15 protein-coding genes are annotated in these 16,122 nt (G+C 66.2%); 8 read left to right on the forward strand and 7 right to left on the reverse strand.

Annotated elements, in window-relative coordinates:
- Window positions 1-149: 149 nt before the first annotated feature.
- Complete coding sequence (locus HNV26_RS33505) at window positions 150-1,271, reverse strand: sterol desaturase family protein (protein ID WP_253817296.1); 1,122 nt, start codon at window positions 1,269-1,271, stop codon at window positions 150-152.
- 298 nt (window positions 1,272-1,569) lie between these two features.
- Between HNV26_RS33505 and HNV26_RS33510 the strand changes: the two genes are divergently transcribed.
- From HNV26_RS33510 to HNV26_RS33530, 5 genes are all read left to right on the forward strand, one after another.
- Entirely contained in the window at window positions 1,570-3,057 is a 1,488-nt protein-coding gene (locus HNV26_RS33510; RefSeq protein ID WP_171440120.1) for an endo alpha-1,4 polygalactosaminidase, read from the forward strand.
- Window positions 3,058-3,667: 610 nt separating this feature from the next.
- Window positions 3,668-4,075 carry a hypothetical protein gene (locus HNV26_RS33515; RefSeq protein WP_171440121.1) on the forward strand — a complete coding sequence of 136 codons (408 nt, stop codon included), beginning with the start codon at window positions 3,668-3,670 and terminating at the stop codon, window positions 4,073-4,075.
- A 435-nt stretch (window positions 4,076-4,510) separates the two neighbouring features.
- A complete protein-coding gene (locus HNV26_RS33520) occupies window positions 4,511-4,801 on the forward strand; it encodes an autorepressor SdpR family transcription factor (RefSeq protein ID WP_253817297.1) in 291 nt (96 codons plus the stop codon).
- Entirely contained in the window at window positions 4,798-5,481 is a 684-nt protein-coding gene (locus tag HNV26_RS33525; protein ID WP_171440122.1) for an SdpI family protein, read from the forward strand. Before HNV26_RS33520 ends, HNV26_RS33525 begins: the two co-directional genes overlap by 4 nt.
- Before the next feature lie 95 nt (window positions 5,482-5,576).
- Window positions 5,577-6,569, forward strand: coding sequence for an alpha/beta hydrolase family protein (locus HNV26_RS33530; protein WP_366817081.1), 993 nt, complete (start codon window positions 5,577-5,579; stop codon window positions 6,567-6,569).
- Between the two features lie 51 nt (window positions 6,570-6,620).
- On the opposite strand, the gene HNV26_RS39095 is transcribed toward HNV26_RS33530, so the two are convergent.
- The 4 genes from HNV26_RS39095 to HNV26_RS33550 form a co-directional block, all read right to left on the reverse strand.
- Window positions 6,621-7,622: a glycosyltransferase gene (locus HNV26_RS39095; protein ID WP_171440124.1), complete on the reverse strand. Its 1,002-nt coding sequence runs from the start codon at window positions 7,620-7,622 to the stop codon at window positions 6,621-6,623.
- Window positions 7,543-8,307 carry a radical SAM protein gene (locus tag HNV26_RS33540; protein WP_171440125.1) on the reverse strand — a complete coding sequence of 255 codons (765 nt, stop codon included), beginning with the start codon at window positions 8,305-8,307 and terminating at the stop codon, window positions 7,543-7,545. Before HNV26_RS33540 ends, HNV26_RS39095 begins: the two co-directional genes overlap by 80 nt.
- Window positions 8,308-8,422: 115 nt before the next feature.
- The gene (locus tag HNV26_RS33545; RefSeq protein WP_171440126.1) at window positions 8,423-9,280 is read right to left on the reverse strand and encodes a glycosyltransferase family 2 protein; all 858 of its coding nucleotides are present in this window, start codon (window positions 9,278-9,280) and stop codon (window positions 8,423-8,425) included.
- A gap of 227 nt (window positions 9,281-9,507) precedes the next feature.
- On the reverse strand, window positions 9,508-9,813 hold the full coding sequence (locus HNV26_RS33550; protein ID WP_171440127.1) for a hypothetical protein: 306 nt from the start codon (window positions 9,811-9,813) through the stop codon (window positions 9,508-9,510).
- A gap of 417 nt (window positions 9,814-10,230) precedes the next feature.
- Between HNV26_RS33550 and HNV26_RS33555 the strand changes: the two genes are divergently transcribed.
- From HNV26_RS33555 to HNV26_RS33565, 3 genes are all read left to right on the forward strand, one after another.
- Window positions 10,231-10,572: a hypothetical protein gene (locus HNV26_RS33555; protein WP_171440128.1), complete on the forward strand. Its 342-nt coding sequence runs from the start codon at window positions 10,231-10,233 to the stop codon at window positions 10,570-10,572.
- Between the two features lie 187 nt (window positions 10,573-10,759).
- Window positions 10,760-11,596 (forward strand): TrmB family transcriptional regulator, encoded by an 837-nt coding sequence (locus HNV26_RS33560; RefSeq protein WP_171440129.1) that lies wholly within the window; start codon window positions 10,760-10,762, stop codon window positions 11,594-11,596.
- Complete coding sequence (locus HNV26_RS33565; RefSeq protein WP_171440130.1) at window positions 11,593-13,422, forward strand: aspartyl protease family protein; 1,830 nt, start codon at window positions 11,593-11,595, stop codon at window positions 13,420-13,422. Before HNV26_RS33560 ends, HNV26_RS33565 begins: the two co-directional genes overlap by 4 nt.
- A gap of 197 nt (window positions 13,423-13,619) precedes the next feature.
- Here the strand turns inward: HNV26_RS33565 and HNV26_RS33570 are convergent, their stop codons facing one another.
- The gene (locus HNV26_RS33570) at window positions 13,620-14,258 is read right to left on the reverse strand and encodes a DUF4476 domain-containing protein (protein ID WP_171440131.1); all 639 of its coding nucleotides are present in this window, start codon (window positions 14,256-14,258) and stop codon (window positions 13,620-13,622) included.
- Window positions 14,259-14,627: 369 nt separating this feature from the next.
- A complete protein-coding gene (locus tag HNV26_RS33575; protein ID WP_253817299.1) occupies window positions 14,628-15,761 on the reverse strand; it encodes an alpha/beta hydrolase in 1,134 nt (377 codons plus the stop codon).
- Window positions 15,762-16,122: the final 361 nt, after the last annotated feature.

Consider the following 16,122-nt stretch of genomic DNA (forward strand, 5'->3'; position numbering starts at 1 on the left):
GCTGTGTATAAGAGACAGGCGGAAGAGGGGGCGGAGGTGCCGGCGGTGGTGGCGCTGGAGGCGTCGGAATTGGTGGGGCAGGCGCCCATGCGGACACCGACGACACACAAGACAGCCATCGCGTTTGAACCCGGAACCGAGTTCCATTCCTATCCGTAAGGCGTTTCTTCGTGCCGTTGGAACGGATAGGCGAGCTGACCCAGGTAGGTCTCTGGAGGCTGGAACTTCGTCGTTCCATACCGCGACGGCCAGTGCTTGGGCAGATGCGCGGTGCCGAAAATCGCATCAATGAAGGACAGGAAGACAGCGAAGTTCTTGTCGATGCCTTCCTCGTCGGACGTGTGGTGCCAGTGGTGGAATTCGGGCGTCGCGAACACCCAACGGAGATAGGGCCAGCGGTGGCTCACGTTGGCGTGGATGTAGACGGCGTGGAAGGACACGAAGACGAGGTAGCCGTAGATGGCGGCCGGGCTGAAGCCCAGCAGGAACACCGGTATGAACCCCGCGAACCGGTTGACGAGCACGTCCACCAGGTGAGAGCGCGAGCTGGCCAGCCAGTCCATCTGCTGACTGGAGTGGTGGATGGCGTGGAACTTCCACATCCACGGCACCTGGTGGAAGGCGCGGTGCACCCAGTAACTTACCAGGTCCACCACCAGGAGGACTTCGAAGAATTGCAGCCACACGGGCTGCGCGGCCACATGGGCCTGGAAGTCCATGCGCACGGCCCAGGAGAAGAAGACCTGCACCGGAATCATCACCGAGAAGGAGATGAGCTGTACTCCCACGTGGCTGACAAAGAAGTGCTTGAGGTCTGTCTGCCAGCCCTCGCGGAAGATGCGCTGCGGGTGGAGTCCCCACAGTCGCTCCATGGGGATGAACAGGAGCCCCAACACGAGGAGCTCCAGCGCGAAATAGTCCAGGCCCGCGCTCAGCGCCCGCGGCTGATGGGTGAGTGGCTCCGCCTGGCTGCCGCCAAGCAGCATGGCCACCAGCGCGAGCAGCATGGCGATGCCGCCATGCGCCTTGGAGCGCAAGGTGAGCACGCTGAATGCGCCCAGCGCGAAGGTGGCGACGATGGCGGCCTGGAGGATACCCCGGAACACGCCCAGGTGCTCCACGTAGAAGGCCCGGCCGTCGTTGGACACCAGCAAGTGGGGAAACAGAAAACAGAATTCGACGCACACGCACAGCACGCCCAGCAGGCCGCCGGTGACACCAGCGCGCTTGCCCAGGTTGATGCGCAGGGCAGGAGTCAAGGGGAGGTCCAAGAGGAGTCTTCCTGAGAGAGATTGCCTTGGGGCAAGCCTATTCCACTTCCCATCCGAGGCCAGCATCGGCCTCGTTGGCTCCGGCGGTCGCCTGTTCCTTCCACCCGAGGCCAGGCCCCATCACTTGCAACGCATCACTCCATCCAGACAGGAACGAATGTTCCAGGGCATGGCTGAATGTCGCGTATCGCGCGCCACATCGCGTTGCTGGTTCCGGGCGTCTGCAGTTAAAGCCCGTCACGTTCGCCGAGCGCATCGACAGCGGGGCAGGGCCCGGCTCTGGCGACAGGGAGCGCACATGCGAGTCGCGGTAGCAGGGTGGACGAGTCTGTGGTGCATCGCGCTGTTCGCCTGTGGTGGTGCCTCCGGAAGCGCGGACAGCGCGGAGCGGAGTGAGGACACGGCCGTCCTCGCGGCTACCCGGACCTTGACGTGCGCCAGTCTCCAGGTCGAAAGCGGCTCCATCGGCTCGGGGCAGACCGTCCAGGGGCTGCACACGCAGACGTTGTCGGGCACGCAGGACAGCTGGACGGAATACGTCGAGTTCTTTCCCGGCACCTCGGCCACGTGCACGTACGCGCTCCCCGCGGACGTGGGCGCCGCCGACGTCGTCGCCGCCGAGGTGGGCATCAACTATCGAGGGCCTCTCAAGTCGCAGATGCGCTGGCTGTTCGAGGCGTGGGACTACACGGCGGGCGCTTGGGTGTTGGTGGGCGACAACACCTTCGCGCAGTCCTGGAGGTGGACCGCCACGTCGCTCGCGCTGACGTCTCCCCAGCGCTTCGTCAGCGGAGGCCCGGTGAAGCTGCGCTACCGCACGACGTCCACCGCGGATGCGTCGCTGCTGGACCTGCTCGTGGTGCGCATCCAGGTTGCCGCCTCGGACGCGGGGACTCCCACGGACGCGGGCACCCCTGATGACGCGGGCACTTCCTCCGACGCGGGAACGGGAACCGACGCCGGCACACCCGTGTCGTGGGAGGGCGTCCAGAGCTTCACCTACCAGCTCACGAACTATCCCCAGGGGAAGCTCGATACCATCGCCGACTCGAAGTTCGACCTCGCCATCGTCGAGCTGTCGCGCGACGGCTCCGATGGCTGGTTCACCGCAGCCGAAATCAGCGCGCTCAAGGCCAAGGGCAAGCAGGTGCTTGCGTACTTCGAGATTGGCGCCATCGAGGAGTATCGCCCCGAGTGGCCCCAGGTGCCCGACGACCTGAAGCTGGGCCCCGTGGCCGGCTGGCCCGACGAGCAGTACGTGAAGTACTGGGACGAGCGCTGGTGGCCCATCGTCCAGGGCCGCATCGACCAGGCGCTCGCCGCGGGCTTCACCGGGTGCTACCTGGACATGGTGGTGACGTATGAGGAGATTCCCGCGAACTCCGCGGGCACCAACCGCGCCGACCTCGCGCGGAAGATGGTGGCCCTCATCGCGCGCATCAACCAGTACGCCAAGGCACGCAACCCGGCCTTCAAGGTGATGCCCCAGAACTCCCCTGAGCTGGTGGATGACCCCGCCTACCTGCCCGCCATCGACGGGCTGGGCATGGAGGACATGTACTGGTCCGACGACAACGCTTGCGACGAGGGCTGGTGCGAGGAGAACCGGGCGAACGCCGCCCGGGTCCGCGCGGCCGGCAAGCTGGTGCTCTCCACCGACTACGCCATTCAGGCCGAGCACGTCGCGGACGCCTATACCCGCTCACGCGCGGCGGGCTTCGTCCCCTACGTCTCCGTGCGCGCGCTGGACCGGATGACAGTGAACGCGGGGTGGGATCCGCAGTAGCGACTCAGGCCGTCCGGCGCTCCTCCGCGAGTGGGAGGGGCGCCTGTGGCGGCAGCGTCTTCACCGCTTGCGTGAGCTGCCCGCCCGCCAGCACCAGCGCGCCTCCCAGTGTAGTGCCTCGTCTCCAGCCCCGCCCACGGGGACAGCGCGGTCGCCGCTGGCAGGAGGTTGGAGGAGATGGCCACCTTCGAGCTCGCACAACCCGTCTGGCGGGCGGGTACACCGGTCCGTAACGACGTGGTCGAGTCCACTCACCAACCTGAAGTCGGTCGACATCGAGCTGTCGGTGGTGGACCCGAACACCGGCAAGAAGGTGTGGACCGAGCGCAACCGCCGGTCCGCCAACTGAGCCGTGCGACGCGAGGGGCTCCAGGCAGCTCCCGGTTCACCTGGGGGCGCTGGAGGCCCTCCCTCCTCCCTTCGAGGCAGCGATGCCCTCTCGCACCGTCCTCATCCACCTCATCAACAACAGTACCCAGGACTTGCGGCTGGCGGTCTTCCAGGAGAACGCTCGTCCCCTGGACCCTCCATGCTTCTCGCACTTCTGGGAGGTTCGGACCCTCGGAAAGGGGCCCAGCTCTCGCTCCAGTGGCCCCATCTCGACCTCCAAGTGGCAGGCCTCATCGGCGTCGCAGGCTCGGGCGAGACGACGTCGACGAGCAACATCGAGGACGCGAAGGACGGGCAACGCTGGGTGCTCACGCAGGAGCCTGGCGAGGCGCTGCGCATCGCTCCGGCGTCCGAGCAGGCCAGTGGCTGCGACATCAACCTCTGTCCGCGTCCCTTCCTCTGCGTCGCGGTGGTCCCCAAGCGCGTCGAACGGGAAGGCCGCGTCGACCGTTCGCAGATGAGCCGGCATGAGCCGTGGGCGCTCTCGCTTGGGGCGTCCAATCCGTTGCGAGCTACAGCGCCGTCATCAGCGAGGACTCCACCACCGGCGGGCTCAGCTTCACCGTCGCATCGGAGCCTCGTTTCGAGCTCGCCAGGAGCGGTGTTCCGCCTGACGCTGCTGCGGTAGGGCCCCGGAGGGGAACGGGGAGGCCGTGCAGGATGAGTGAGAAGCGTCGATGGTTGGAGTGGTGACAGGTGGGGCGAGGCAACCAAGGGGCCTTCACCCGCGCCATCGAGAGCCGTGCTGTGATGAAGCTGTCGTGAAAGTGGCGCTCAGGCCGAGAGTCACTGCGCATGGGCTTCAGGCGCCCCTCGGGTCGAGGGGGAAAACGCCCACACCCTCGGCAACAGCGCGCTCTTCTTCGTCCATGACGAGACCGGCGACGTCCTGCTCTGGTCCGTCCCGTCGAAGATTGCCTGCTCACCCGGTGCAATTGACGAGCGGTGGCCCCTTGGGGCTGCCGTCCCGGGCAATTTCCCCCAAGTCCCGGCGACCCATGCATTCCGCTTGACAGGATTTCTTTGGTCATTATTTTGAGAGTCGTCAAAATGTCGAAAGGTCATGATGCGAACGCAGGAGGTCTTCAAGGCCATTTCAGATCCGACCCGGCGCAAGGTGCTCAAGCTCCTGCAGGGCGGCTCGAAGTCCGCGGGAGAGCTCGCTGAGGCGTTCGACATCACGAAGGGGTCGCTATCGCATCACTTCAACGTGCTCAAAGCGGCGGACCTGGTGCGCTGTGAGCGCCGCGGACAGCAAATCGTCTACTCCCTCAACACGACCGTGTTCGAGGACGTAGCGGCAGTCCTTCTCGACCTCTTCAAGGTCGACAAGGGGAATGGGGAGCCGTCATGAGAATCAGCCGAGCCAATGTGTTGAGCCTGGGACTCGTCATCGTGTCGTTCGCGATGGCCTTCGTGCTCTACGGCCGATTGCCGGAGTCGATACCCACGCATTGGAATGCCGAGGGGGTGGTGGATGGGCATACGCCCAAGCCCTGGGGGCCCTTCGTCCTGCCGCTGGTGATGGCTGCCGTGTACCTGGTCCTGGTCGCCGTGCCGCGGATTTCGCCCAAGGGCTACCGCGTGGCGCGATTCCAGGGCGTCTTCGAGGGCATCCAGGCGGCGCTGGTCGCGTTCCTGTTCCTGCTCAACGCCTTGGTCCTGCTCGCGGGCATCGGCGTGCCCGTGCCGATGGCGCGCGTGGTTCCCGCGGCCACGGGCCTGGTCCTCGTGGTCCTGGGCAACTACATGGGGAAGTTCACCAAGAACTTCTTCTGTGGAATCCGGACGCCCTGGACGCTCGCGAGTGACGAGGTCTGGCTGCGCACGCATCGCCTGGGAGGAAGACTCTTCGTCCTCGCGGGAGTCATCGTCCTCGTCTCGGGGCTTCTCGGCGGCGGTCCGGTCCCCGTGCTTGCGGCTGTCGCCGTCGCGGCGGTGACTCCCGTGCTCTACTCGTACGTCCTCTATCGCCGCCTCGAGGGGTTCAAGCGCGGACCGACAGACGATGCGGGCTCTCATCGCTCTGCCTGAAGGAGGGGGCCATGTTTCACGATATCCGTGACACGTTGAAGAGGCTGACTCGTGGTGCATGTCTGGGTGCTGTCGCTCTCACTGCCGTGGCCTGCGTGAGTGCTCCAGGGCGCAGTGGGGCGGCGCCCATCCCTGCAGAGGCCACGGCTCCACGGGCCGAGGCGGCCGCTGGCGCCTCGGTGAAGTCCGAGGGCCGTCCTCCGTACGTGAACGGCGCGGCGTTCCGGGCCGAGGAGGTCACCGTGGGGCAGGAGCCCTTCCTGCTGAAGGGCACGTTGACGGTGCCGGTGGGGACGGGCCCCTTCCCTGGCATCGTGCTGGTTCACGGCTCCGGCCCGCACGACCGGGACGTGCGCTTCGGGCCCAACGCGCTATTCAAGGATCTCGCCGAGGGGCTCTCGTCGCGCGGCATCGCCGTCCTGCGTTACGACAAGCGCACCTTCCAGTACAAGGAGCCGTTCGCGAGTGGCATTTCCATTGATGATGAGGTCGTGGTGGACGCGGTCTCGGCCATGGGCGTGCTCAAGGCGCGACCGGAGGTGGATGCCGCGCGGGTCTTCGTGGTGGGGCACAGCCTGGGGGCCCTCCTGGCGCCGGAGATTGCCATCCGCTCGGCGCCGGTCGCGGGCGCGGTTTTGCTGGCGCCACCGGGGCGTCCCATGTGGGAGCTGATTCTCGCGCAGCTGCGGTACCTGGGCGCGCCGGCTGAGCGAATCGCCGAGGTCGAGAAGGCTGCCGAGCCGTTGAAGGCCAGGACGGCCAGCTCCGGGAGCTTCCTTGGCTTGCCGATGTCGTACTGGAAGGATCTGGAATCACGCGACGGCGTCGGGATGGCCCGGAAGCTCCATCGCCCCATTCTCATCATGCAAGGGGAGCGGGACTACCAGAGCACCGAGGAGGACTTGGCGACGTGGAGGCGTGGGCTTGCCCAGGTCGACCGCGTCGACGTGGTGACGATTCCCGGCAGCAATCACATGTTCATCCATGGGGACGGGAAACCCGGGCCCGCCGAGTACATGACTCCTGGCCACGTGGACGCGCGAGTCGTCGAGAAGCTCTGTGCCTTCCTCCTCTCCGTGCGCGAGTGAAGTTGCCCTGTTTTCGCGGAGCCCCACTCACTGTGCGAAAACGGGGCAAATTCACTTGCGGCATGCCTTGACGATAGGGAGCATCGTCGCGTAGCCGGTGCACTGCTCAATCCACCGTCCGTCGAGTTGCAAGTCCTCTGGTGAGATGGCGTCGAAGAGCCGCTTCCTGAAGGCGCGCAAGTGAATCCATACTTCGCCACCCCAGTGCCTCCGAGGCTCGACAAAGTCAGGGTGGTAGAGCTTCGTCGGCTTGTCCGGCCGGAACATGGATGCCAACACGACATCGCAGCCCCGCTCGTATTCGGCTCTCAGCCGGCCGACGCAGTTGCGGCTCAGCAGCGCATCATCCATATCGAGCACCACGACGAGCGCTTCGGGATCGACACACAGTTCACGGATTCCCAGCCGGAAGTTGGGGATCCGTCCCACATTCTGTGAGCGCCTCACCAGCGTGCATCGGTCCCGGAACGGTTCGAGCAGGCGGCCTATTTTCCACGGGAATAGCCCTTCACTTGCGTCGTCGATGAGGATGATTCCGAAGCGCGAGTCTTCCTGCATGGCGAGGCTCTTGAGACACCGACGCACCCGCGACAGGCCCACGTCCCGCCCCTTGATGAGAAATACGATGGACTCGCGGCGCTGCGCGTACGCCCAGTCGCATGCGAGCCCAGTGAGGTCCCACTGGCCCCGTTGCACATCCGGTATCTGTCCCTGGCCGACCAGATCGCGTGCACGGGAGAGGAACGCATCGTCCGTCTTGAGGGCGTTAGGTGGGTGGACGTAGAAGGTCCGTGCATCGCCGCCGCGTAGGGTTCTCAACCCCTCCCGCTGTTGATGCGCTTCGAGCGAGCGGTACCAGGAGCGCACGAGACGCCCATCAACGAGCTCGTTCGGGAGCGGTCGGCATGCACGAATCCGTTCCAGGTCGAGCAGGCCGCAGCGCACCTCGGGGACAAACGCGCCGGGGGGCGCATCATACGGCTGCGATGTCACCCCTTCGGCCTGGGGGATGTTGAATGCCACGCCAAGGACGTCCTGCGGCGATGCGGCCACCCGCATCTCCTCCAGGTAGTCGGTTCGTGGGCACGTAGTGTCCGTCGCGGAAGCGTCCGCACAGCCGGCAGTTGTGTTCGACGAGGTCGACCATGTCATCGTCATCGGAGGGTAGCTCTCGCCGGCCGCCGCCCTCGCCGGTGATGCGGGCCACCCCACCCGCTACGGCGCACGGGAAGTAGCCGAGCGGCGTCAATCCCATCCCACAGTCCCGCATGATGGCACAGCCGTTGCGGAAGTCGGCGTTCCGGTACGCGGCATCGTCCATCGGGGCAAGGTTGAAGGGGCCGAAGGTCGGCTGCACCTCGCCAGTCTTGGCGGAGTTCTCGACCCAGATGTCCGCTGGCAGGCGGGCGAGCCGCGACCGGACGGCCTCTCCATGTCCGTTGGTCACGACCTCGAGAAGGCACTCCGGATACGATCGACGATAGCGACGCAGTTCCTCGATGACGGCGAAGAAGGCGGGATGGAGCGTCGGCTCTCCGCCAAGCACTCGGATGCGCCGCCAGTGCTTCTCACGTGCGAGGGATTGATCGACGAATGCGGTAACGACTTCAAGTGAGAGATGAAGCGCTTCTGGCGCCTGCCGCACCGAGCGGTTGCAGTTGAAGCAGTTCAGATTGCAGAGATAGGTGATGTCTATCTCGATGAGGTTCCGGCTGCGGTGGTACTGGGGCCCAAACACTCGCGTGAGGCCTCGGGACACCCGTTGGTGGCGCCACCATGCCCGTGCCCGATACCACGTCCTCAGTGGGAGCAGCCACCGGTTTGATGCCTGCGGCGGTTTGCCGAAGCTGCTCTCATACGAACTCATGCAAATCCCCCCACGGCAGATGATGCGGGGGCACATTCTCCCCGCCCGCTTCGATTTCAGTGCGGTGCACCCCGAAGAGGTTCTCGGCGCGCGACAAGAACGCCTCGGCCTGAACCGGTGACATCTCACCACCGTAGATCCTCCAGAACCAGCGCAGGCCAGAGATCTTCGCTGGCGACCGCGGTGACGACAACGCATCCCCCTGAGTGGACAGATACCAGGTCGCTGTCCATCGGCCGGTGTAGGCAACCCGGCTTCCCGGCACTCGCAGCATGCGGATGGCGAGGTCCCTGTCGTTGAGGCTCCGAAGCCCGTCACGGAAACCCCGAACCGTCGCCCACAGGCGGTGAGACACGAACGTATTGGACCCCTGCCACCCAGGATTTCCGACGAGGAAGTCGCCAGGGAGAAGCCGTTCAGGCAGCGGACGCTCCCGCTCATGGCCATCCATGACCAGCCGGAGCCCCGACACGACAATGTCAGCTCGCTCGCGCTCGGCAGCACGGAGGTTGTCCTCGATGTGCGACGCCTCCCAGGTGTCGTCATCATCGAGGAGGGCCACGAACCCGTCTTGGGACAAGGCGAGCAGATGCTCCAGTCCAGTGTTCCACGCACCCGCAGCCCCCGGGGCTCTCCGGTTGTCGAATATGACGAGCGGCAGCGGATGGCGCAACAACCGTAGCGCCGCCTGCTTTTCGGCATCGAATGTCGCCCCATCGTTCACCACAACGACCTCGCGGACCGCGCGAGTCTGCCGACGGATGGAAGGCAATGCACGTCCGACAAGCAAATCCCAGCGATTGTGCGTGGCAACCAGGGCTGTGCATTCTGGAAGGGGTGTCATCCATTGCCTTTCAGTGCAATCCGGAATCTAAATCAAGCCGCTTGGGCGAACCCAGAAAGATCGACGCGCGGAAATGAAGTGCGTCGATCCCTGGGGTTCGCCCCGGCTGACGGTGCTTCGCGCGACGGAGGAACCGCTCCTGGTGGAGCCTCACGTGATTCGCCGGCAGGGGCACGTGTCTCGCGGAGCGTCGTCCGCTGACCGCGGCGTCTGGATGCGGAGGAGGCTCAGTAGCGATTGATGGTCACGAGGTGGGCGGGGCCTGCTCCGTTGCTCATGTAGGCGCACTGGCTGCCATCAAAATTCTGGTACAGGTGCCAGTCGTTCGGCGCGAACAGCGGGGTGAAGTGCTTACACTGACCTGTCGTCCCGTCCGGACGGCCCACGGGCTGATGTACGCCCCAGTGCACCTGGGGCGTCGGCGTGGAGGAGTTCGCGGCGGCCTGAAGCACCGCCTTGGCAGCGGAGGCCTGATCCCCTGAAAGTGGAGCTTCTTCAGGTTCTTCACCGTCGTGTCGATGAGCTTCTGTCACTCCGCCACGCTCTTCTCCGAGAAGAAGTCCGAGTCCACGATGTAGTGGCCAACGGGCATGGGCGCCGGGCCCGGCGGGGCGTGAGCGTTGGGCGCGTAGCTGCGATGAAGCTGTTGCAGTCAAGGAGTCCCTGGCCGAGGAAGATAGGCATTGGGCACTCCTGGTGGTGCAGGCGGGTGATGGGTTCCAGAGGCTGCAATGGCCTCCAGACACCAAGGCACGCGCACGCGCTGGTGCCCAGGTGGAGACTGTCTGTGGTTGACATTTGAGCCCTAGGACTTGTGTAGTTCAAGTCAATTCCGGTTTTGCTGCTATTGGTTTAATTTGGCTTCTGTAGAGTGGCGGGCGTGGACGGGATGCGTCCACATGACAACGCCCTCCTCAGGCGTTTCAATTTCCGAGGAAGAGAGAACAACAATGAAGAAGCTGCTCCTGGCGTTCATGCTGGCCGTGGTTCCTGCCGTGGGTTGTGGTGTGGGCGCGGATGATGCGCAGACGGACACCGTGGAGACGGTGACGACCGAGTCCGGTGAGAGCATCAACCTCGACTACAGCCCCCTGACCTCGGAAGAGGAGCCGCTGGCGTCGATGGGTGACGCGGACGGTGAGGTCTCCGCGATGGGCGCGAACTGTTGGGTCACGCTCCTGTACTGCAAGGACCCTCGCTACAATGGCTGGGCGACCTGTAAGCAGAACGGCGCGTGCACACACAAGCAGTTCGTCGACAACTGCCTCGCGCTGTACAGGAAGACCTGTTAGGCCTTTTCGGAGCCGCGAATGCGGTGTGAAGAGCCCGGTACCCGCGAAGGGTCGCCGGGCTCTTCCCTGTTCGCGGGTCAGGGGGCAAGGGGGAAGGGGCCGCTGGAGGGGACGCCTGGCGCGACGGCGCATGCCCTGACCCTCCGTCACTTGACCCTTATTACCATCCAGTAATAACAAAGCCTCCATGGACGCGGATGAAGGGCTCGTGGCCCTTGGGTTCACGGAGGTGGAGGCGCGGGTGTACTGCGAGCTGCTCAAGGGGGCGCCCGCCACCGGCTACCGGCTCGCGCAGGCACTGGGGAAGGCGCCTCCGAGCATCTATCAGGCGCTCGCCTCGCTCGAGCACAAGGGGGCGGTGCTCGTCGAGGAGGGGGAGCCCCGCTCCTTCCGGCCCGTTCCTCCGGACGAAGTGCTCACGGCGCTCCAGCGCGGCTTCGAGACGCGCAGGCGCGAGGCCGCGGACGCGCTGCGCAAGCTCCACACCCCGGTGCAAGACGACCGCATCTATCACCTCAAGAGCCACGCACAGGTGATGGAGCGCGCGCGGGCGATGATCGCCAGTGCCAGCGAGCGACTGCTCTTCGACCTCTTCCCGCCGCCCCTCGCGGCCCTCACCCCGGCGCTCACGGAGGCGAGCGCCAGACGCGTGTCCATCGTGGGGCTCGTCTATGACGAACCGCCCAAGGCTCCCTTCGCCTGTGTGCGCTCGTCCAGCGCGGACTTCGTTCGGGAGCGCTGGCCGGGCGCGCAACTCACGCTCGTGGTGGATGCCCGCGAGTTCCTGGTGGCGCTGCTCACTCCGGACGGCACCGGCGTCAAGCAGGCCATCTGGAGTGACAGCGTCTATCTCTCCTGTCTGCAACACAGCGGGCTGGCCGCGGAGATCCAGTTGAGCGCTCCTCCGTCCGCGCGCACGCGGCTGGCGCGGTCCTTCTCCCTCATCAACTCGAGCCCTCCGGGGCTGCGCCAGCTCGTCGGGCGACAGCCCCGTTCCCCATCCAAGCGCGGAGACACCCCATGAGAGCCCTCATCGCGGTCCTGCTGACCCTGCCCCTCCTGGTTGGGCCCTCTGAAGCCGGGGCAGAGGCGCTGCAGCCGCTCCTCGCACGCCACCTCGCGTGGCGTGGCGGGGACGCCTTCACGCGGCTGGAGAGCATTCACGCGAAAGGGAAGTCCGTGACAGGTGGACTCCAGGGCCCGATGGAGTCCTGGAGCCACCGGGACGGGTGGGCGCGCCGGGATGTGGACTACGGAGTGATGCGTCAGTCGATGACCATCACCCCGGATGGAGGATGGAAGCTGAACGCCAGCGGGCAGGTCGAAGATGCCTCGTCCACCGACGCGCGCGATGTCCGGCACCAGGTGGCGCTCGACTTCGGGGCGGCGTTGCGGGGGAGCGCCGGCGCGACGCTCGCGCTGCAACCCGACGCGCAGCGCGACGGCCGCGCCTGGAAGGTGGTGCGCGTCACCTTTGGCGATGAAGACCTCTACGACTTGTTCCTCAACGAGGCCGACGGAGCCCTCCACGGCCTGCGCATCCGCGAGGACAACGTCACCCGCTTCGTGCGACTGGGAGACTGGCGTCAGGTCCAGGGCGTGCGAATCCCCTTCCTGGAGGAGGTGCTCACCGACAACCCGGACTCCGACTCACGAACGGTGGTGGAGGCGCTGGAGCTGAACGTCCCCATTCCGTCCGCGGTCTTCGAGCGCCCCCAGGACGTCCGCAAGGCGAGCTTCGCGAAGGGGCACCACAGCACCGGCTTCATCCCCTTCGAGTTCTTCGACGAGAACCGCGTCTACATTCCAGCGCGGGTGAATGGCCATGCGACGCAGGTGCTTCTGGACAGCGGCGCCGAGATGACGGTGGTCGACACGGCCTATGCGCGTGAACTGGGGCTGAAGACGCAGGGGCAGCTCGCGGCGGTCGGCAGCGGAGGGCATGCACAGGCCCAGCTCGCGGGTGGCGTGGACATCACCTTGGGCAACCTGCGACTGACGGGGCTGACGGTCGCCGTCATCGACCTGTCCGAGGTCGCACGGTTGATAGGCCACCCGCTGCCCGTCGTCCTGGGCAAGGAGTCCTTCAACCAGCTCGTCGTGGACGTGGACTTCCCCAACCGGCGCGTCGCCTTCCATGAGGCGTCCCGCTTCAAGGCTCCGCCGCGGGCGGTGCGGCTCCCGCTGGTCGAATCCGCGGGCGGGCAGCGCGCCATCCACATCTCCATTGAGGGCCGCCCCCCCATTCCGGTGCTCTTCGACGTGGGCAATGGCGGAGCACTCTCGCTCTTCCCCGCCTACTGGCAGCAAGCGGGGCTGCTCACGGAAAGGCGCAGCTCCAGGACGCTGTCCGGAGCCGTGGGCGGCCTCCGGGAGCGCGATGTGGCGACGCTGAAGGACATTCAACTCGCGGGCATCACCCTGAAGGACGTGCCCGCGGTGTTCGACGACGCGGGAAAGAGCATCTCCGCCTCGGATCGGCTCCTCGGCAACCTGGGGCTCGCCGTCCTCGGCCGCTTCAGGATGATAACGGACTATGCGACGGACACGCTGATGCTGGTCCCCGATGCCCGCGCGCTGCGGCAGCCCTTCCGCAAGGACCGGTCCGGCCTGATTGCCCTCCCGGCGGAGGGGCGGCTCGTGGTAAAGCTGGTGGCCCCTGGGAGCCCCGCCGCCGGCTCGGGCTGGAAGGCGGGGGACGAAATCATCGCCATTGATGGCAAGCCCATTGGCCCCGACTACGCGGGAACGGAACTGGCGCGTTGGCGATATCGCGCGGCAGGTCAGGCGGTGGTGCTCACTTTGAAGGACGGCAGCAAGCGCCGGCTCACCCTGCGCGACTACTACTGAGCCGCAGTCGAGCGCGTCAGTGCTCCCGCTGGGCGCACGCCGACTCATCCATTCATCAGGGGGCAACGCGGCCTGCGCGTGGCGCAACACCCCGCCATCTTCGCGGGCCCCTGCGCCGCGGCAACGATGCGGACCGCAGGAGCAGGGGCGGCGGGGATGCGTCGGCGCGCGGTGGCTGCTGGGACGACGTCCGTGGATTACTGCTCGGTGATGATCTCCACGTACTCGTCAGCAGAGATGGAGTTCCTCCACTTGGAAGAGAACCCCAGCGCGTGCTGCGGGTTCACCACGCGGGGCGCGGCCGTCTTCGCCACATCCAGGCGGGTGATTTCGTTCTGGAACAGGTCCAGGACCAGGCCGAACTGCTTCGCGGTGAGGAAGGCTCGGTTCATCACCTTCTCCACCATCTCCTCGCGCGTCAGCTCGTTGCGGGTGCTCTTGAGGGACTGCATGAAGCCGTGGAAGGTCTCCGCGTCCATCGCGAAATGACCGTTGCGCTGCATGGTGCAGCCCGGGTCCTGGTTCGTCCCGCAGTCGCGGAACGCGGGCTCGGAGTGGTGCCGCACATGGCGGACGGGCGTCTCGCGCGGCGCGACTTCCTCGCGATGCTCACGGCGCTCTCTGCGCTCATGTCGCCCCGGCGGCGGCGGAGTTCCGGTTCCCGACACGTTCACCTCCATGCGAGCGCCGCCACCCCGAATCTCCATGTTGACGCCCGCTGCGTTGCCATCCGGGGACATTCCCTCCACGGAAATGCTGGTCGACGGCATGTCAATGTCATCGGCGTGGATGTTCATCTCGACGTCCTGGGCGAAGGCGGAGGACGCGGCGAACATGGATGAGGCAAGCACTGCGCGAGCAATCGAGTTCATCGAGCTTTTTCTTTCTATTTGAGAAGCCGGTGGCGCATTGGGGCGCGGGGAGTCATTCACCGACTGGCCCACCTGGACGCTCTTCAGCGTGGATTATTCACGGTTCATTTGTCGACGAAAAAGCCTCGCTGCTCGAGTCCGGGGGGAGGTCGCCCCGAGCCGTGCGTCCCGGACCGCGATTCCTGCCGACGATTCAATGCAACGGTGTCGCTCGGCCTGTCTCATCCATTCAAGAGGAGGCATTGGTGGCGTTCGGCCGCTGCGTCTGCGCCGCCATCTTGATTAGGCACAGTCACCACATCGGCTCGCTGCTGGCAGCGCGGGGGAACGCCCTCAATGGGCGGGCGCGTGCTGCTGGAGGAACCGCCCCACCTGTGCCCGGGCGAGCTGACGGCCGAAGCCGCCATCCCAGATGTCGAAGCCGTGCTCCGCGTACGGAAGCGTGAAGAGGGCATGGGAAACGCCGGCCTGGGCCAGCCGAGCGGCCATCGCTTGCGAGGCGCCGAGCGGCACGACGCTGTCGGCCCCGCCATGGAGCAGGAGTGTGGGAGGGGAACGTGGCCCGACGTGGTTGATGGGGGAGAGCAGCTCGTACAGCTCGCGGTGGCCTTCCTGCGACACACCCGTGAAGCCCACGAGCGGAGCAGGGGCGCTCGCGGCGTAGGCCACCAGGTCGCTGGGCGCGTAGAAGCTGATGATGGCCGCCACCGACGTGTCCCCGGGGCCGCAGGAGGACGGAAGGCGCGCATCTCCCTCGGTGTACCCCGCGAGGGTCGCGAGGTGCCCGCCTGCGGACTCTCCGAAGAGGACGAGCCGGTCCGGGTCGATACCGTAGGAGGCCGCGTGGTCCTTGACCCAGCGGATGCCACACTTGACGTCCCCGGGGGCCTTCAGGCCGGTGGCAGGAGGAAAGAGCCGGTAGTCGAAGGAGATGAGCGCATATCCCCGCGCGGTGAGGAAGTCGGCCCAGGCGCGGGCATAGCCGCGCTCTCCGCCACGCCAGCCGCCCCCGTGAAAGTAGAGCACTGCGGGGCGGGCCCTGGAGGCGGAGGCATCGGGAAGGAAGACGTCGGCGAGCAGGTCGTGTCCCTCGACCACGGCGAAACGAACGGTGTGGCTCGGGAGGGGGCGTGCTCCGACGAGGGGACGGAAATACTCACGGAGGTGGAGTGGAATGCCGGCTGCCTGGGCCATCCGCCATGCGGAGGCTGCGGGCCACACCGCGAGGATGCCGGTGAGCAGCGCGGAGGCCGGCGTCCCCCAGCGCAGCCATCTCCCAACGTCCAGGTGGGAAATCCAGACGGCCACCAGCGCGGTGAGGAGCGCCGGCAACAGCATCACCAGGCTGTATTCCCGCACGATGCCCTTGAGCAGGTGGACGAGCGTGGGCACTCCTGTGGGAGCGAAGAAGACGGCCGCGAGCAGCACGCAGCCTACGATGTGCAGTATCGCCAGGAGGGTCGGCATGGACGGGAGAGGGCAGGGCGGTGACGTCATCCGGCAAGAGGGGGAGGCCGTCGCATTGTAGTGCCTGCGGCCCGGCGTCTGGTGCGACGGGGCCGTAGGCACGAGGGCGGCGCATCGCGAGTTCCGTCCTGCTGACGCTCACCGCTGGGCTGTTCGATTTGACGGTGACAGCTCCAGGGGACAGGCCCCCGCTGCAACGCGAAGCGCGCACGGATGACGGCGGAGCACCGGCTCATAGCGCAGTTCATCTGGGCTGAGCGACGGAGTAACCGCAGTAGGCGAACCAGCCTGCTGCGTCGCTTGGGGAGATGGCCGCCAGAGCGAGCTTTATGCCCTGGTGCAAGGCGGAGCGGGTCCGCAG

It is taken from the genome of Myxococcus xanthus, assembly GCF_013116825.1.
Classification (GTDB): Bacteria; Myxococcota; Myxococcia; order Myxococcales; family Myxococcaceae; genus Myxococcus; species Myxococcus xanthus_B.